A 16,502-nucleotide genomic window follows, 5' to 3' on the forward strand; every position below is an offset into this window, starting at 1 on the left:
GCTTTTAGACACCGGAGTTTACCAAACGAGTCCGGCCGGTCAGAAGTTCTTGCATCATGGCTTGTTTGATGGCGGCCGTTTTGGCGCGGCGTTGTTCTATAGACTTAATTTCAGCGTCTAGGTCGGATAGGACTGAAGAAATAGCTCGCTGTTCCAAAGGCTGAGGGCAGGTAATTTCGATATTTTCAATTGTCCGCGCACTCAAGCTGGGAACGCCGGATGCTTCGTTGTATTGAAGCCAGTCAATCATCAAAAATTGGTAGTAGAGGTACTTCGCGTCGTTATCTTCCTCAATAACAGAATAGAATAAAGTATCAACTGACCAAAAAGGCGTGTCCATATACCTCGGTTTATTAATCGTCCCCTTTCGCCCAATCAATACTGATGGCCGGTTATACAAGGCGTGCTTCGAGGTGCCGATTATTCCACTGGTTGCCAGAATAGGAAATTGGCCGTCATTCACTTCGACCTCGTGCTGATTTCTTCCATGACAAATTGTTAGCAACTCACCAATACGCTTGGTTTCCCACTCCCCCTCAAACCCTGGTATGCGGGTTTGGCCGGTGAGGAGTTGCTGCATGGTGGCTTTTTTGATATCGCGTTTTTTGGCGATTAGCCTGTCCAGTTCTTCCTGCAGGGCGTCTACGTCGCTTAGAGCGGTGGCGATGGCGCGTTGTTCCTGGATCGGCGGCAGAGCGATCTGCATTCCGGCGATCATCTCCATGCGAACCGAATCAACAGAAGATTTTGCCGTCATAGCCATTATGCGGTCGTAGAATCGTGTACTGAACTGAGAAAAAAAATATCTTCCATCAAGTTGAGTTGAGAAGCCACTGATTCGGTAAACTCGTTGATGTACGTCAAACTTTCCATTTACATAGTGAAAAATCTTACCTGTTCCAACTCCATCGCCGGCAGTAAGTACTGCTTCGCCGTCATATGAATAGCTGTTGATATGTTCAACTTTCTGAGATCTCACAAAAAACGGGTAAGCTCCATCCTCCAAGCGGTCTTGCGCATTCCTTGAGCCGGTTTTGATTGAAGCATGTTCGTCAATACGAGCAATACCCCAATCCTCCGGAATCATCCCAACCTCGGTCTGCTTATACCCGGCAGGTACTGCAGGCTTAGCCGCTGTGAAGCCATACTTCGGCGATGCTTCTTGAACGTCCGTTGCTTCGCTGCTCATGCCCACTCGACCCCCATCTTTTTCAGATGCTCATCCACTTTGGATGATAGTTCCGCCACCCGCTGGGTGAGTTGCGGCAGGGGAGTGGCGTAGCGCTCAGTCAGTTGGCGCACTCGGGAGGTCAGGGTTTGGGAAACACGCTCCAGTTCACCCTGCACGGCGGCTTCCAGGGCGATGAGCCATTTGTGGTCGACCACCAGGGTTTTGATTTCGGCTTCGGTGAGCTCTGGGTATTTATCATGGGCAAGCTGGTCGAGCTCTGCGTCCTGTTCCTTGATTTGCTTTTTTAGTTCGCTTTGGCGCTTTTCCAAGTCGCTCCACTGCTTGAGGGCATTGGCCTCATCAGCGTAGTTGGGGTCTTTCTTGATCTCTTTCAAGCGCTTGGTGACTTCGCCCTTATTAATTTTATCCAGTTCGGCAAAGGCGCCGTCTTCGCCGCCGTGCTCTTCTTCCAGCTCGGTGATCTGGCTGGCGAGGGTGTCCAGCTCGGTTTGCAGGGCATCAAGCTCGGCCTGTTGCTCGGCGAAGTAGTGGGCGACTATGTAGGGCTTGGGCAGTAGATCGCAGGTCCAGCCTTTATCTTTCAGTTGGCCCTTTTTCTTGCCGCTGGTGATCTCTTCCTTGATTCGGCGGGTCTTGGCCACCCAGCCGTCGGCGGCGATTTCGTAGGCATCGTCTTGCAGTGTCTCGTACCAATAGTCCATCAGATGCTGGTAAATATCGTAAGGATCCAACAACGGCGCGTGGCGGAAACTGTCGAGCAGATCTTCGCCAACTTCGGTGATAAGCGCCTTGGGTTGGCCGTCTACGCCGAAAGCTCTCAGGCGCGGCGTATTACGCTCACGCCAGCCGTTGAATAGGCCGATTACCTCTTGGCGAAAGGCGGCGAACTCTTGGTGGTCCAGAATGGCGGGTTTGATGGCCGTAGCATCTATTGCTGGGTCGGCGTAGCCTGGACGGCGGTTGGGCCGAAATAGGGTTTGGCGCAACTGCGGAAATACCTGCCAGTAGGCAGCCAAACCTTGCACCGGTCGAATGGCGTGCGGGTCGCCGTCGATATCCCGTAAAGGAATGCCGCCGTTTAGGTGGGCGTGAATGTCATGCTGATCTTCTGGCTCGCTGGTATCTATATAGCGGGGCAGATTGAGGTTGAAATCGTTCTTTTGGTCGGCGATTTCATCAAACGGCACCATGCGAGCATAGCGCGGCACATCCACCTGCTTTTTGAAGGAGTCCACCATGCGGTGGATGTCCTGCTCACGCAGGCGGTTTTTATTGCCGTCTTTGATAAAGCCTTTTGAGGCATCGATCATAAAGATGCCTTTGCGAGCCTGGGCGTTCTCTTTATCCAGCACCAGGATGCAAGCAGGAATGCCGGTGCCATAGAAGAGGTTGGCAGGCAAGCCGATGATGCCTTTGAGCATGCCGGAGCGCACCAGTTGCTTGCGGATAACTGCTTCGGCGTTGCCTCGGAAGAGTACACCATGGGGCAAAATGACCGCGCCCTTGCCGGTGCTCTTCATGGAACGAATGATGTGCAGCAAGTAAGCATAGTCGCCCTGCTTGGCGGGCGGAACGCCCCAGTTGAAGCGCTGAAACTCGTCGTCCTCCGGCGTTAAGCCGGTACTCCAAGCCTTATCGGAAAAGGGCGGATTGGCCACGACATAATCGTAGGTGCGCAGGTCTTGTCCGGTGTCACTCTTGAATTTCGGGTTGGCTAACGTATCACCCTGCAGAATGTTGGCGCTGGGAAAATTATGCAGGATCATGTTCATGCGGGCGAGACCGGCAGTGGTCACGTCCTTTTCTTGGCCTTCCAACGTGATGTATTTGCCCGCTTCAGCAGCGACTTTGAGCAATAGCGAGCCCGACCCGCATGTTGGGTCATAAGCGGTGGTGGCAGCCACGGCGGTCTTCGGGGAAATGCCAATGACCTGGGAGATGACCCGGCTCACTTCCGATGGGGTGTAGAACTGGCCCTTGCTCTTGCCGCTTTCACTGGCAAAGTGGCGCATCAGGTATTCGTAGGCATCGCCGAGAATATCGTCGTGTTCGGCGCGATTCTTGGCAAAGTCCAGCTCCGGCTTCTGGAAAATGCCAATCAGGTTGGTCAGGCGATCGATCATCGCCTGGCCTTCGCCCAGCTTGTTGGGGTCGTTGAAATCCGGGAAGTCGCTGCGCGCCAGCCGGGAGTTGTTATCGATCAAAGGCTGAATGATCTGGGTGTTGATCTTGTCGCCAATGTCGCTTTTGCCCTTGAGCTGAATCATATCCTTGAAGCTGGCGCCCTTGGGGATGACTACCGGCGGGGCAAAGTCGTCCGAATCGGCGTACTTATCCGAAATGTACTTGATAAACAGCATAAACAGGACGTAGTCCTTGTACTGGGACGCGTCCATTCCCCCGCGCAGCTCATCGCAGGAGGCCCAGAGGGAGGAGTAAAGTTCGGATTTCTTGATGGCCATATGGGTTACTTGCTCAACCTGATTTTGATTTTGATCGTACTTTTTTACCAACTATCTCAGCCATTACCCAACTTATGTGGCACCACTTCATGACCCATTTCTTTATAGCGCTGCCAGCAGGCGCGTTTGGCGACCAGTACTTGTTGGTGCTGGTTGATAATTTCGGCAATGCGGGAGTAGCGTTCCACGCCGTCGGGAATGTCAGGGTGCAAGTTCAGTAGTGCGGTCTCTTGCGTTGGCACCGGGAGTTGCTGCCAACCAAGCGTAATCGGCACGCTGGCGGCCATGTCGCTGTCTTCCAATGCGTGGGGTAGGTAGGCATCTTCACGGAACTGCCAAAGGGCCTCGTCGGCCTGTTCGGCCAGGGCTTTATCTTCGCAGTGCAGGTGTAACCGATAGCCCTTGCGGTGGATGGTTTCTGCAAGTTTACAAGCAAACTGCAGACGCGCTTCCAAGGTGGTGTCAGGAAGAATATAAAAATCGATACGTGCCATCAAAGGCTCCAGCGGTTCCCGCTTTTTTCAAAACCCGTCCCTACCACCGCGGCTAGCGGCGGTAGGGAGCTAGGTTATACCAGTTGCTTTATACCAACTGATCTATACCAACCGAGTGAGCCAGCCGTATTTATCTTCACTGCGGCCATATTGTAGGTCGAGCAGCGTTTTACGGATGCGCTTGGCAATTTCGTTGTTGCCATCGCCTTGTAAACGAATACGCTCGTTTTCAGTGACCAGTTCGCCGACCGGGGTAATGACCGCTGCTGTGCCGCAGGCGAACACTTCGGTAATCTCGCCAGACGCAGCGCCTTCGCGCCATTCGTCGATGCTGATGGCGCGCTCTTCTGGTGTTAGGCCCGCATCTTTTGCCAGGGTAAGCACGGAGTTGCGGGTAACGCCTTCAAGGATGGTGTCGGTGAGGCGGGGCGTCACTAAGCGACCATCTTTATAAACGAAGAACAGGTTCATACCGCCCAGCTCTTCAATCCACTTGTTTTCAGCGGCGTCTAAGAACGCTACCTGGCTACAGCCGTTTGCGGCGGCTTCTTTCTGGGCTGCTAGGGAGGCCGCGTAGTTACCGCCACACTTGGCAAAGCCGGTGCCGCCAGGGGCTGCTCGCTTGTAGTGGGAAGAGAGCCAGATAGACACTGGCTCAATGCCGCCCTTGAAGTAAGCCGCCGCCGGTGAGGCGATCACGTAGTAGTCGACTTCATGGGCCGGACGTACGCCTAGGAAGGCTTCGGAAGCGATCATGAATGGGCGCAAATAGAGGCTGCACTCGTCGGCATCGCTGGAAGGTGTAGGTACCCAGGTGTTGTCTTGGGCTAGCAGCGCTTTCAGTGAACCGATGAAATCTTCATCGGAAAGCTCCGGCAACGCTAATCGGCGGGCGCTGCGGCGGAAACGCTCGGCGTTTTTCTCTGGGCGGAACGTCCAGATAGAGCCATCGGCATGGCGATACGCTTTAATGCCTTCAAAAATTTCCTGACCGTAGTGCAGCACCGAGGCCGCTGGGTCGAGGGTTAGTGGCCCATAGGGGCGCACTTGATGGCCGTGCCAGTCGGCGTCGACTGTCCAACGGACGTGGGCCATGTGGTCAGTGAAGTGCTTGCCAAAACCTGGGTTTTGCAGAATGTTGTCACGGATCTCATCGGCCATCGGTTGATTGGATGGCAGTATTTCAAAATGTGATTCAAGCTGGGTATCTGAAGCTGTGGGCACGGCGTATTCTCTCCGCTATAGCCTGGCCCCGAAGGGCAAGTGTTAGTGTTTGTTAGGTGTAGCATGCGCCCTGAAAACAGCGCGCACGCTAATGCCCTTAGATGTAACGTTTACGTCAACGAATGGCAACCGTTGATCGTCTGATTGTGATGTTAGCCGTCGTTATTCTCTACTTGAGCATCGGCCTCACGGTCAAGCAAGTACTGGGTTAACAGTCCGACCGGCCGGCCAGTGGCGCCTTTTTGTTTGCCGGAGTGCCAGGCGGTGCCCGCGATATCCAGATGCGCCCAGGGGAAGTGGTCGGCAAAGCGCGACAGGAAACATGCTGCCGTAATGGTACCTGCTGGTTTGCCACCAATATTGGCCAAATCGGCGAAGTTGGAATCCAGCTGTTCCTGATATTCATCCCATAGCGGCAGATGCCAGGCGCGATCCCAGGCCGCTTCGCCAGCGTCCAGCAGGTCAAGTGCCAGGTCATCATCGTTGGAAAGCAGGCCCGTCGCGTGGTGGCCAAGGCCAATAATGACAGCACCGGTCAGGGTGGCAATATCAACCACGCTTGCCGGGGTAAAGCGCTCGGCGTAGGTAAGCGCATCGCACAGCACCAAGCGGCCTTCGGCATCGGTGTTCAGCACTTCAACCGTCAAGCCTTTCAAGGTTTTGATAATATCGCCGGGTTTAGTGGCCGCACCGTCAGGCATGTTTTCAGCGGCGGCAACAATAAACACCACGTTTAGCTTGGGCTTAATGGCGAGCACTGCTTTGACGGTGCCGAATACGCTAGCCGCACCGCCCATGTCGAACTTCATTTCATCCATGCCTTCGCCGGGCTTCAGCGAAATACCGCCGGTATCGAAGGTGATGCCTTTGCCTACTAACACATGGGGCGCTTCTTCTGGGTTTTCCGCACCCTGGTATTTCATCACAATGAGTCGTGTCGGTTCTTGGCTGCCGCGCCCAACAGAAAGCAGTGAGCCAGCGCCCAATGTTTCCAGCGCTTCCTCATCTAAGACATCAACCTCAAGCGCGCCTTGGGAGTCGCGGCCCAATTTCTCGGCCTGCTCAGCAAGGTAGCGGGGTGTGCAAACATTGCCGGGAAGGTTGCCCAGTGTGCGGGTAAGGTTAATGCCCTGGCCAATGGCGAGGCCCAATGCTGCGCCTTGCTTAGCCATGGGGGCTTCGTCTGCATCGCTGACAATAAGGTTCAGTTTGGTCAGACTAGGGGCTTTTGCGGGCGATGATTTGAACTGATCAAAGCGATAAATGGCGCGCTCTGCTGCCTCCAGTGTTTTACGGGCTTTCCAGGCAGTGTCACGATTTTCAAGGGGAACATCGGTAAACGCAACGCTGGCTTCGTCGACCGTTAGTTTGGTTAAGGCGACCATGGCGGCGTCAAGCGCTTTAATAAAGGCCGCTTCCTGACATTTGTTGCGCTCGCCCAGGCCAACGAGCAACAGGCGCTCAGCGCCAAGGCCCGGCGCAAAGGGAACGAGCTGAACGTTGCCCAGCGTGGCATCAAAGTCGCCACGGTCAAGCAACTGGCCAATTAGCCGCTCGCTGGCGTCATCTAATTTGGCGACGGCGGGCAATAAGTCGCTACCTTTAAAGACAGGCAGAACGAGGCAAGCCGTTTCGGCTTTGGCTGGGTTCGCGGTCTGAACGGAAAATTCCATGACGTCTCCAACAAGACAAGCATCGAGTGATTCGGGATAATGCCCCGTTACTTAGGTTTTGATAGTTGCTTAGGTTTTGATAGTTACTTGGGTTCTGACAACAGTTTGATTAGTGTACCCAAGCCATGGGCGCATTGCATTGCAACCTGCGCTACTAGCCGGAGAGTGCGTTGATTTTATTTCGGTACTTAACTCGCGAAGTGTTACTGACGATGTCAGCGGTGGCTGGGATTTTGCTGCTGGTCATTATGGGCAGCCGTTTTATTCGCTACTTCTCTGATGCGGCAGAGGGCGACATTCCTGTCACTATACTCGGCAGCCTCATGGTCTTTCACCTGCCTGGATTTATGGAGCTGATTCTTCCGCTATCGTTTTTTCTGGGCATTTTGTTGGCCTATGGCCAGCTTTATATGAACAGCGAAATTACTGTCATGGTGGCCTGCGGCATGAGTCCTACGCGGCTATTACGAGTGACGCTGTTGCCTGCGTCGGTGGTGGCGGTGTTGGTGGGGCTTTGCAGCCTATGGCTAACGCCTGCGGGCGCGCTTCAGACGGAAGCCGTACTCGAAGAACAACGCAGCCGACTGGATGTGTCAGTGCTGGCACCAGGTCGTTTCCAAGACTTTGGGGGCGGCCGCACGGCGTATATCAGCAGCTTCAGCAGTGATGGCACTGAAATGCAGGAAGTGTTGGTTCATGAGCAGGCTGCATCGGGGGCGGATGTCACCCATGACTACGTTACTCGGGCGGGGTCGGGGTACCAAGAAACCAGCATGGAAACCGGTAGCCGTTTCTTAGTGCTGAAAGATGGTGAGCGTTATGGGATCACCCCAGGCAAACAGGCCGCCGAACGGCTGACGTTTGAGCGCTATACGCTGCGTCTGGGCCTCAGCCGCAACCGCCAGGAACTGGATTCACTGGAGTATGCCTCGACAAATGCGCTGTGGAATGACACCGACCCCCGCGCCAAAGCGCAGTTTCAGTGGCGGGTGGGGCTGCCGTTAATGGTGTTTATTCTGGCGCTGTTGGCCCAGCCGCTCTCTCGTGTAAACCCTCGCCAGGGGCGCTTTGCCAAGCTACTACCTGCGGTATTTCTTTACGTTGCCTACTTAAGCCTGCTGCTGGCGGCAGTGGATGCGATAGGTAGCGGGGCGCTGCCTGTCGCTATCGGCGTTTGGCCAGTTCATATCCTGTTTCTTGGTTTAGGGGGCTTACTGCTCTGGCGTTCACAACGGAAGGGGATGCGCTGATGTGGAATGTGCTAACAGTTGACCGCCTGGATCGTTATATCGCCCGCAATGTATTGGCGGCGATTATTGTTGTGCAAGTCGTACTGCTGGGGCTGGATATCACCATCGCTTATATCGGTGACTTAAGCGATACCCAGGGCGATTATACTGCCTTGGATGTACTGCTCTATTTGGCTATGCGCTTACCCTGGCGCTTTTATCAGTATGCGCCTGTGGCGGTACTAATTGGTGCGTTGATTGGCTTGGGCAGCATGGCCTCTAGCAACGAGTTAACCGTAATGCGCGCTTCTGGCCGTTCGCTTGCACGGATTGTGTGGGGCGTGATGAAGCCAGTGCTGCTGGTTGTTGTGGTGATATTGCTCATTGCTGAGTTTTTGACACCCCGTACTGAGCAATTTGCCGAGGCTTGGCGTTTAGAGCAGCGACAAGGCGAAGGTGCGCTACTCACTAGTCGCAGTGGTTGGCAGTTCGAAGGGGATAGTGTGTATCGTTTTGGCGCAATACGCGCCGATAACGTGGTGCTTGATTTAACCCGCTATCGTTTCGATGAGCGGCGTCTTATCGAAGCGATGCATGCCAACCGTGCTCACTGGGAAGAGGGCGAGTGGCAGCTGGAAGGCGTCACCACTACCCATATTTTTGATGACCGCACCGAGTCGCAATATCAAGAACACACTGGATGGGAGACTGAGCTTACGCCCACTCAGCTTGATCGACTACTACGGGATATACAGAGCCAAGCACCAAGTGAGCTATGGGCTTACGCCAAATTTTTGCAAAGCCAAAATCTCAATGCTGATCAGCCACTACTCTACTTTTGGCAAAAGGTGCTAATGCCGCTCACGATGGGATCGCTAGTATTAATTGCGGCCTCCTTTGTGTTTGGCCCGCTGCGCACAGTGGCAGCAGGCACGCGGGTGTTTTACGGCGTAGTAACAGGGCTGGTCTTTAAGTATGTTCAAGATTTGCTGGCACCGGCCTCGACAATCTTTGGCTTTTCGCCTGTTTGGGCAGTGTTGGTGCCAACGCTTGCTTGTGCGGCGGTAGGTATCTACTTCCTGCGCCGTAATGGCTAAAACTTTAACAATGAAGAGAGTTATATGGTTCAACGACGTTTAAGCCAGCTGGACAGCACGTGGCCCGCCGCATTACCGCGGCGGTTGGGCGCGATGATTTATGATGGTTTTTTGGTGGCTGCCATCTGGATTGGTATAGCCATTGCTCACGTCGCTTTTTTTCGGTTTGTTGTCGGACAGCCTGCTGATGAAATTGGAGTAGGAAGCTTAGAAGTCTGGAGCTTAAGGCTTTTGTTAGTGATTTCGGCAATGGTGTTTTTTACGTTCTCATGGACGCGCGGTGGTATGACATTGGGCATGCAAACGTGGCGGTTACGTGTTCAGACGGTTGATGGATACACAATCACGCCGCTGCAAAGCGTGGTGCGCTGTTTAATCGCATGGGTATCGCTTGCCGCATTCGGGCTAGGGTATTGGTGGGTACTGTTTGATAGTGAGCGCCGCAGCTGGCCGGATATTGTCTCTAATACGCGAACAGTGGTTTTGCCTAAGCGATAGCGTTAATTTCAGTTTTTCTAATTATTAGCTAAAGAGTTGTCTAGGCTGACAAATATCCCATGTAAAGAATAATTAATGCTAAAAGGCATTGGTTGCTACTTGAAAAGATGTATGCGAATCATTTACATTCATCTCATGACTTTTATGAGGTGTCGCCATGTACGTTTGCGTGTGCAAGGGAGTAACCGACCATCAGATTCGCCAGCAAGTCAGCGATGGAGCGCGCAGCTGGCGCGAAGTGCGCGAAGCCACAGGTTGTGGCACCCAGTGCGGCAAATGCGCCTGTTTTGCTAAATCACTTACCCGTGAAGCGGTTCAAGACGCACGCTGTGAAGCGAATATGGGACTTGCCTACGCTGTGTGACGCGAATCACTATTGTTAGGGTTATCGTTAGCAAATATATGATTTTTTTGAGCTTTTAGTCACTTCCTATATACTCCCAGCATCGTTGGGAGTAAGCCTATTTATGGCCTATACTCTCTAGTCAGCGTAGTAATTGCACACTAGGAAAGGTGACGTCATGAAAGGTGATCCCAAGGTCATTCAGCATCTCAATATCGCCCTCGGCAACGAACTGGTAGCCATTAACCAGTATTTCTTGCATGCCAAAATGTACAAAGACTGGGGCTTTAAAGAGCTTGCCAAGTGGGAATATGATGAGTCTATTGAAGAGATGCAGCACGCCGATAAACTTATCGAGCGCATCCTGTTCCTTGAAGGCATTCCTAACCTTCAGGATCTAGGCAAACTACATATTGGTGAAAACGTTAAAGAAATGCTCGAAAGCGATCTAAAAATCGAGCACGACGGCCGCAACGACTACATCGAAGCAATTACCTACTGTGAAAGCGTCAAAGATTACGTGACTCGTGATCTACTGCGCGACCTGCTTGCCGATGAAGAAAGTCATATCGACCATATCGAAACGCAGCTTGGTTTGATCGATAAAGTGGGTATCCAAAACTACCTGCAAAAACATATGCAGTTGGCGACTGACGAAGAGTAACAGCTCTTGATTTAATGAAAGCAAAACGGGCAGCCTTTTGGCTGCCCGTTTTTTTGTCGCCAATCATAATAAGATGTTGTTTTTTATTCAGATTTTTAGCACTGCCGCGTTAAGACTCAACGACGCCGCAGGCCATGCGCGCACCGCCGCCGCCTAGGTGGGGTTCATCTGAATAAGTATCGCCGCCAGCATGAATCATCAGGCTTCGTCCTGGCATATCTTCCATGCTCAAGCGTGGTGCCAGCACGGGCAGGTTGGCCTCGCCATCTTCATTCACCGTGAGAACCGGTAGGTCTCCCAGATGACCATCACCATAGGGGCCTTGGTGGGTGCCTGTCTCTTCAGGGTCGTAGTGACCGCCTGCAGACAGCGCTGCTGTCATTTCACCACTATCATCTTCAGCAGGATCACAGCTGGGGTTTTCGTGGACGTGAAAGCCGTATACGCCGGATTCCAAGTCAGTCAACGACGGTGTAAACAAAACACCGTGTTCAGTATGCTCAATGGAGATGGTACCAATCGACTCTTCAATTCCTTCGGCGCTGACCTTGTACATGTCAACGTCGAGCGTTTCATTCGCTTGAGCGGTTGTTACCAGCAATAAACTCGCTGCCATACCTGTTAGCGGTAGTGAGTAACGCATAGTACATTCTCCTTTCCTTATCCATGGAAGCTCGTAGCATAAGTTGCCATTTCATGGTAGCTGCCCTAGGCAACTCTGCCAATGGATTGCGTTATAGCATTGCTATATTTCCTTGCACTGCTAGTAGCTGATGACATTGGTCCGTTAAGCCGCGACAATAGCGCGCTGCTTCAAATCACCGCGATTTGTTATCTCAATAGCCGCTATGGGGGAGTGCCATGTTGCCATTGAACATCCTTTATCAGGATGAGAACCTTGTTGCGGTGCATAAGCCGTCGGGATTGCTAGTGCACCGCTCGGCGCTGGCACGTGGAGAAAAAGAATTTTTGCTTCAGCGTCTGCGCGACCAAATTGGCAAGCGGGTGTATCCAGTGCATCGGTTAGATAGACCTACCTCTGGTGTAATGGTGTTTGGCTTATCATCTGAGGCGGCAGCCTTGTTAAGTGAAGCCTTCAGCGAGCGGCAGGTGGAAAAACGCTATCTGGCGGTAGTCAGAGGAAAAGCGCCAGAGCAAGAGCGCCTGGACTACCCATTAAGGGAAGAAGATGGTACGCGCCCCAAAGCCGAGATGCCTGCTATGCCCGCGATGACCGATATTCGCCGCCTGGATAGCGTTGAGCTGCCTGTACAGGTAGACCGCTACCCAGTGGCGCGTTATTCGCTGGTGGAAGCGCGGCCACTGACCGGGCGTCGGCATCAGATTCGTCGACATCTTTCTCAGCGTGGTTATCCAATCATTGGTGATGCCAAACACGGTAAAAGTGTACACAACCGCTTCTTTGCCGAGCAGTTACACTCGCCCCGTTTGCTGTTGGCTGCTACTTACTTGGCGTTCGACCATCCCGTTATCGACAAACGTATTCAGCTAAGCTGCGCTCTGGACGATACGATGAGTGCCTTGTTTGAACAGCTTGGGTGGGTAGGACATCTGCCGCTAGACAGTGTTCGAACCCCGCCAATTGCAATGCCTACAGTGCTTCAGCGCTAGTCAGTACGAATCGAACCATGTTGTCAAATAGTATGTTGTAAAATAGAGAGCCTGCCATGTCTTCGGATTATGACTTTCGCTTTGGCGGCATTCGCCGTCTGTATGGCCAGCGCGCTGCTACGGCGTTTCGCCATGCCCATGTTGTAGTAGTGGGTGTGGGTGGTGTGGGCAGCTGGACGGTAGAAGCGCTGGCGCGTTCAGGCATTGGCAAACTAACGCTGATCGATCTGGATGATGTGTGCGTGTCCAACGTGAATCGTCAGCTTCACGCGTTAGATGGCACTATTGGCAAACCCAAGGTGGAGGTGTTGGCTGAGCGCTGCCGTTTGATTGCCCCAGAGATAGACGTTGTTGCCGACAGTGCATTTGTCACGCCGACGAACCTTTCCGAGCGTATTCCTGATGATGCCGATCATGTGGTGGACGCCATTGACAGCGTGATCGCTAAGGCGGCGCTAATCGCTTGGTGCAAACGACGTAAACTACCGATTACTGTGACGGGAGCGGCGGGTGGCCAAACCGATCCCACACGCATTCAGGTGGCGGATTTAACGCGCACTGAACACGACCCTCTGCTTTCTAAGGTGCGTTCACGGCTGCGCAGAGATTACGGTTTTTCGCGTAATCCAAAGCGACGATTCTCCGTTGAGTGCGTCTATTCTGATGAGCAGCTGGTGTATCCTGGTGCCGACGGCGAAGTGTGTCTGCAAAAGCCCGGCAACGGTGACGCTACCCGTTTAGACTGCGCCTCAGGCTTCGGCGCTGCTACCTTTGTCACTGGTACGTTTGGCTTTGTGGCTGCCTCAAAAGTTCTGGAGCGGCTGGTTAAACAAGCCGCTAAGCCCACGCTACCAACAACCCGTCAAGAGGAAAGCGAATGATCACGCCTGCTCCCGGTATTTATCGCCACTATAAAGGCAGTCTTTACGAAGTACTGGGCACCGCTCAGCACAGTGAAAACGAAGAGGCGCTGGTGGTTTATCGTGCGCTTTACGGTGATTACGGCCTTTGGGTGCGTCCGCTGGAAATGTTCACCGAAAGCGTTAACAAAGACGGCCAACCACAGCCGCGCTTTGCTTTAGAGAAGGCGTTTTAAAGCATGTTGTTAAAATGCGTAGCGGGTAGAAAACCAAAACCGAGGGTCTTTCTGCTCATCTTGTGACGCGGCGTCCCCCGTCGTTTGGGTCGCTACTGCTGTATTAACGGTCCAGTTGCCGTTTGAGTAGCGTATACCTACGCCGCCACCTGCCAGCGTATCACTGGATTCGTCATCAAATTGTTGGCGTGCCCCGTGGTCATAGAAGATGTAGGGCGCGAGTTGAGGTGTTGCTTGATAGCGAACTTCCAGCTGAGTTAGCCACATCCGGCTGCCACTAACTTCGCCCTGGGGATAAGCTCTAACACCACGGGATCCCCCTAAGCTCATACTTTCTGAAGAGTCCAGCGGTGAGTCCGCCCACTGTATATCCCCGCTGGCCAACAATGAGAAACCGTGACCAAGGTTTTGTACGCGGGAGAGGCGCGCATTGGCTTTGCTATAACTACCATCCACCTGTTCATTCGCTTGGTTATTAACCTGGCCGCTCTGAAAACGCACTTCCCCAAACGTCACGCCCCCATTGCCGAAAGCATCTCTGTGGTCGAACTGAAGTGCTAAAGGCCAGCTATGCCCATACCGTTTTTGATAGCTCACACCTTCAAAGCGATCATTCAACTCCGTGTATTCGCCACCAAAAGAGGCAGTCAAGTTGGTCCGTTGTTGACGTATTAATGGATAGCTCAATCGCAAATGGCTGGTGTCTGCTGTGCCGGTGAAGCCACTAAATGGGGCGCGCAGATTATACTCCGTACGTGCATAGGCCACCTCAGCACGCCAGCCTTGATAGCCAATAGGCAGGGAGTAGGCGACTTGCCCTAGCCATAAATCCTCTTCCGAGTAGAGCGCGGTAATACTGAGCTCATCTCCTACTTTGAGAATTCGGTTGGCCCGAGCACCGACGGTGGCACGCCCCTCGCCAGATGAGCGGCTACCATGGTTATCCACGCCAACGTAGCCTTGTACGCGTTGGGTGGCGTTAACCTCCGTTACTAAATCACCGGTGCCGGATGCTTCGCCTGGGCGCATGACTGGGGTGATGCTAATCCCTGGTAAATCGCCCAGCAGCAGCGCACTGCGTTCCAACTGATCCCCTTGAATGACATCCCCCGAGCGAAGAGGAGATAAATAGGGCGCCACACTGTCTGCCAGCGAGGCGTCATCGCCGGTTACGGTCACCTGGCCGTAGTTGCCCTCCATCAGTTGAATAGTCAGTGTGCCTTGGCTGACATCCTGTCTAGGCAGGAGTGCTTGAGCAAAGGGGTAACCACTTTCGCGATAAAAAAGACTAATGCGATTGCTTATGTCCTGTAAGCCTGCCATGTCATGGTCTTTCTCCATAAGATGTTTTACTTGATCGAACAGCGTCGCATCGTCATAGACGGTATTGCCGCTAAACGAGACATCGTTAATGCGAACCTCTCGACTCTCAGCATCGCTTTCCGTAAGTGGTGTTCCTTGCAGATTGATATTTATCGAAGACTCACGAGGCTGATAAATAGCATCAGGTAGTGTATCCCGCAAAATACGCCCTGCATCTGGAGCGGTTTGTGCGTAACTGGTTAAAGGCGACGTAATGATAAGACACATCGCGGTCATTGCCAGTGAACGTGGACTGAGCGGGCCATAGCGCATTAGTCATCTCCTTCATCGTCATCTAGGTCGGTATTAATGCCGCGATCTATGATCTCGATGCCGCTCGGCAGTGTGTCTTCTTCAGTAAATTCGTTGACTTGGCCCATTCGTTCCCCTTGTTCGCTCGTCGATACATCCTGAAGTGTCTGGTTGATGACGGCACTCATCTTTGAGCCGACATCTAGCTTGGAGGCTGACTCAGGCTCTGACTCAGGCTCAGGCTCAGGCTCGGGCTCAGGCTCGGGCTCAGGCTCGGGCTCAGGCTCAGGTTCTGGCTCCGGTTCGGGCTCAGGTTCCGGTTCGGGCTCAGGTTCTGGCTCGGGCTCAGGTTCTGGCTCTGGCTCTGGCTCTGGCTCTGGCTCTGGCTCTGGCTCTGGCTCTGGCTCTGGCTCAGGTTCCGGTTCGGGCTCAGGTTCTGGCTCGGGCTCAGGTTCTGGCTCTGGTTCCGGTTCTGGCTCAGGCTCAGGCTCAGGCTCAGGCTCAGGCTCAGGCTCAGGCTCAGGCTCAGGCTCAGGTTCTGGCTCCGGCTCAGGTTCCGGCTCAGGTTCCGGCTCAGGTTCCGGCTCAGGTTCCGGCTCAGGTTCCGGCTCTGGCTCGGGTTCAGGTTCTGGCTCGGGCTCCGGCTCGGGTTCTGGCTCTGGCTCAGGTTCTGGCTCCGGTTCGGGCTCAGGTTCTGGCTCTGGTTCGGGCTCAGGTTCCGGTTCGGGCTCAGGTTCTGGCTCTGGTTCGGGCTCTGGTTCGGGCTCAGGTTCCGGTTCGGGCTCAGGTTCTGGCTCAGGTTCTGGCTCAGGTTCTGGCTCAGGCTCAGGCTCAGGCTCAGGCTCAGGTTCCGGTTCCGGTTCCGGTTCGGGCTCAGGTTCCGGCTCAGGTTCTGGCTCCGGCTCCGGTTCGGGCTCAGGTTCCGGTTCGGGCTCAGGTTCTGGCTCAGGCTCTGGCTCAGGTTCAGGCTCTGGCTCTGGCTCTGGCTCTGGCTCAGGTTCCGGTTCCGGTTCGGGCTCAGGCTCTGGCTCTGGCTCCGGTTCTGGCTCTGGCTCTGGCTCTGGCTCAGGTTCCGGTTCCGGTTCCGGTTCCGGTTCGGGCTCAGGCTCTGGCTCCGGTTCGGGCTCCGGCTCTGGCTCTGGCTCTGGCTCTGGCTCTGGCTCTGGCTCCGGTTCTGGCTCTGGCTCTGGCTCTGGCTCGGGTTCAGGTTCTGGCTCTGGCTCTGGCTCCGGTTCTGGCTCTGGCTCTGGCTCCGGTTCTGGCTCTGGCTCTGGCTCTGGCTCT

At 53.9% G+C, this 16,502-nt stretch carries 16 protein-coding genes; 8 read left to right on the plus strand and 8 right to left on the minus strand.

Annotated features, from left to right (window positions below; all coding sequences use genetic code 11):
• Positions 1–4: 4 nt before the first annotated feature.
• The 5 genes from HZS79_RS14945 to HZS79_RS14965 form a co-directional block, all read right to left on the minus strand.
• Positions 5–1,189: a restriction endonuclease subunit S gene (locus HZS79_RS14945; RefSeq protein WP_218928019.1), complete on the minus strand. Its 1,185-nt coding sequence runs from the start codon at positions 1,187–1,189 to the stop codon at positions 5–7.
• A complete protein-coding gene (locus HZS79_RS14950; protein ID WP_179928264.1) occupies positions 1,186–3,654 on the minus strand; it encodes a type I restriction-modification system subunit M in 2,469 nt (822 codons plus the stop codon). The genes HZS79_RS14945 and HZS79_RS14950 overlap by 4 nt, the downstream gene beginning before the upstream one ends.
• Before the next feature lie 56 nt (positions 3,655–3,710).
• The gene (locus tag HZS79_RS14955) at positions 3,711–4,148 is read right to left on the minus strand and encodes a DNA polymerase III subunit chi (RefSeq protein ID WP_009724207.1); all 438 of its coding nucleotides are present in this window, start codon (positions 4,146–4,148) and stop codon (positions 3,711–3,713) included.
• 102 nt (positions 4,149–4,250) lie between these two features.
• Complete coding sequence (locus HZS79_RS14960) at positions 4,251–5,372, minus strand: branched-chain amino acid aminotransferase (RefSeq protein WP_162219112.1); 1,122 nt, start codon at positions 5,370–5,372, stop codon at positions 4,251–4,253.
• A 152-nt stretch (positions 5,373–5,524) separates the two neighbouring features.
• Entirely contained in the window at positions 5,525–7,045 is a 1,521-nt protein-coding gene (locus HZS79_RS14965) for a leucyl aminopeptidase (RefSeq protein WP_179928265.1), read from the minus strand.
• A 170-nt stretch (positions 7,046–7,215) separates the two neighbouring features.
• On the opposite strand from HZS79_RS14965, the gene lptF reads away from it, so the two are divergent.
• The 5 genes from lptF (at position 7,216) to bfr (ending at position 10,876) form a co-directional block, all read left to right on the plus strand.
• Positions 7,216–8,295: an LPS export ABC transporter permease LptF gene (gene lptF / locus HZS79_RS14970; protein WP_162219110.1), complete on the plus strand. Its 1,080-nt coding sequence runs from the start codon at positions 7,216–7,218 to the stop codon at positions 8,293–8,295.
• On the plus strand, positions 8,295–9,371 hold the full coding sequence (gene lptG / locus HZS79_RS14975) for an LPS export ABC transporter permease LptG (protein WP_162219109.1): 1,077 nt from the start codon (positions 8,295–8,297) through the stop codon (positions 9,369–9,371). Before lptF ends, lptG begins: the two co-directional genes overlap by 1 nt.
• A 24-nt stretch (positions 9,372–9,395) precedes the next feature.
• Positions 9,396–9,869, plus strand: coding sequence for an RDD family protein (locus HZS79_RS14980; protein ID WP_162219108.1), 474 nt, complete (start codon positions 9,396–9,398; stop codon positions 9,867–9,869).
• Between the two features lie 157 nt (positions 9,870–10,026).
• The gene (locus HZS79_RS14985; RefSeq protein ID WP_162219107.1) at positions 10,027–10,233 is read left to right on the plus strand and encodes a (2Fe-2S)-binding protein; all 207 of its coding nucleotides are present in this window, start codon (positions 10,027–10,029) and stop codon (positions 10,231–10,233) included.
• Between the two features lie 157 nt (positions 10,234–10,390).
• A complete protein-coding gene (gene bfr, locus HZS79_RS14990; protein WP_009724215.1) occupies positions 10,391–10,876 on the plus strand; it encodes a bacterioferritin in 486 nt (161 codons plus the stop codon).
• 109 nt (positions 10,877–10,985) lie between these two features.
• Here bfr and sodC read toward each other — a convergent pair whose 3' ends face one another.
• Positions 10,986–11,519, minus strand: a complete 534-nt coding sequence (gene sodC, locus HZS79_RS14995) for a superoxide dismutase family protein (RefSeq protein ID WP_162219106.1) — start codon at positions 11,517–11,519, stop codon at positions 10,986–10,988.
• 218 nt (positions 11,520–11,737) lie between these two features.
• Between sodC and HZS79_RS15000 the strand changes: the two genes are divergently transcribed.
• From HZS79_RS15000 to HZS79_RS15010, 3 genes are read left to right on the plus strand one after another with little or no spacing between them, the layout of a single operon-like run.
• A complete protein-coding gene (locus tag HZS79_RS15000) occupies positions 11,738–12,508 on the plus strand; it encodes a pseudouridine synthase (protein ID WP_179928266.1) in 771 nt (256 codons plus the stop codon).
• Between the two features lie 56 nt (positions 12,509–12,564).
• Positions 12,565–13,389: a tRNA cyclic N6-threonylcarbamoyladenosine(37) synthase TcdA gene (gene tcdA / locus HZS79_RS15005; protein WP_162219104.1), complete on the plus strand. Its 825-nt coding sequence runs from the start codon at positions 12,565–12,567 to the stop codon at positions 13,387–13,389.
• Positions 13,386–13,604 carry a DUF1653 domain-containing protein gene (locus HZS79_RS15010; protein WP_162219103.1) on the plus strand — a complete coding sequence of 73 codons (219 nt, stop codon included), beginning with the start codon at positions 13,386–13,388 and terminating at the stop codon, positions 13,602–13,604. The genes tcdA and HZS79_RS15010 overlap by 4 nt, the downstream gene beginning before the upstream one ends.
• 9 nt (positions 13,605–13,613) lie before the next feature.
• On the opposite strand, the gene HZS79_RS15015 is transcribed toward HZS79_RS15010, so the two are convergent.
• Together HZS79_RS15015 and HZS79_RS15020 are read right to left on the minus strand one after the other, a co-directional pair.
• The gene (locus HZS79_RS15015; RefSeq protein ID WP_179928267.1) at positions 13,614–15,239 is read right to left on the minus strand and encodes a ShlB/FhaC/HecB family hemolysin secretion/activation protein; all 1,626 of its coding nucleotides are present in this window, start codon (positions 15,237–15,239) and stop codon (positions 13,614–13,616) included.
• On the minus strand, positions 15,239–16,502 hold a 1,264-nt coding region (locus HZS79_RS15020; protein ID WP_179928268.1), incomplete at its 5' end, for a procyclic acidic repetitive family protein. The genes HZS79_RS15015 and HZS79_RS15020, both read right to left, overlap by 1 nt.

The sequence above is a fragment of the Vreelandella zhaodongensis genome (assembly GCF_013415115.1).
In the GTDB taxonomy this organism is placed as follows: Bacteria; Pseudomonadota; Gammaproteobacteria; order Pseudomonadales; family Halomonadaceae; genus Vreelandella; species Vreelandella zhaodongensis.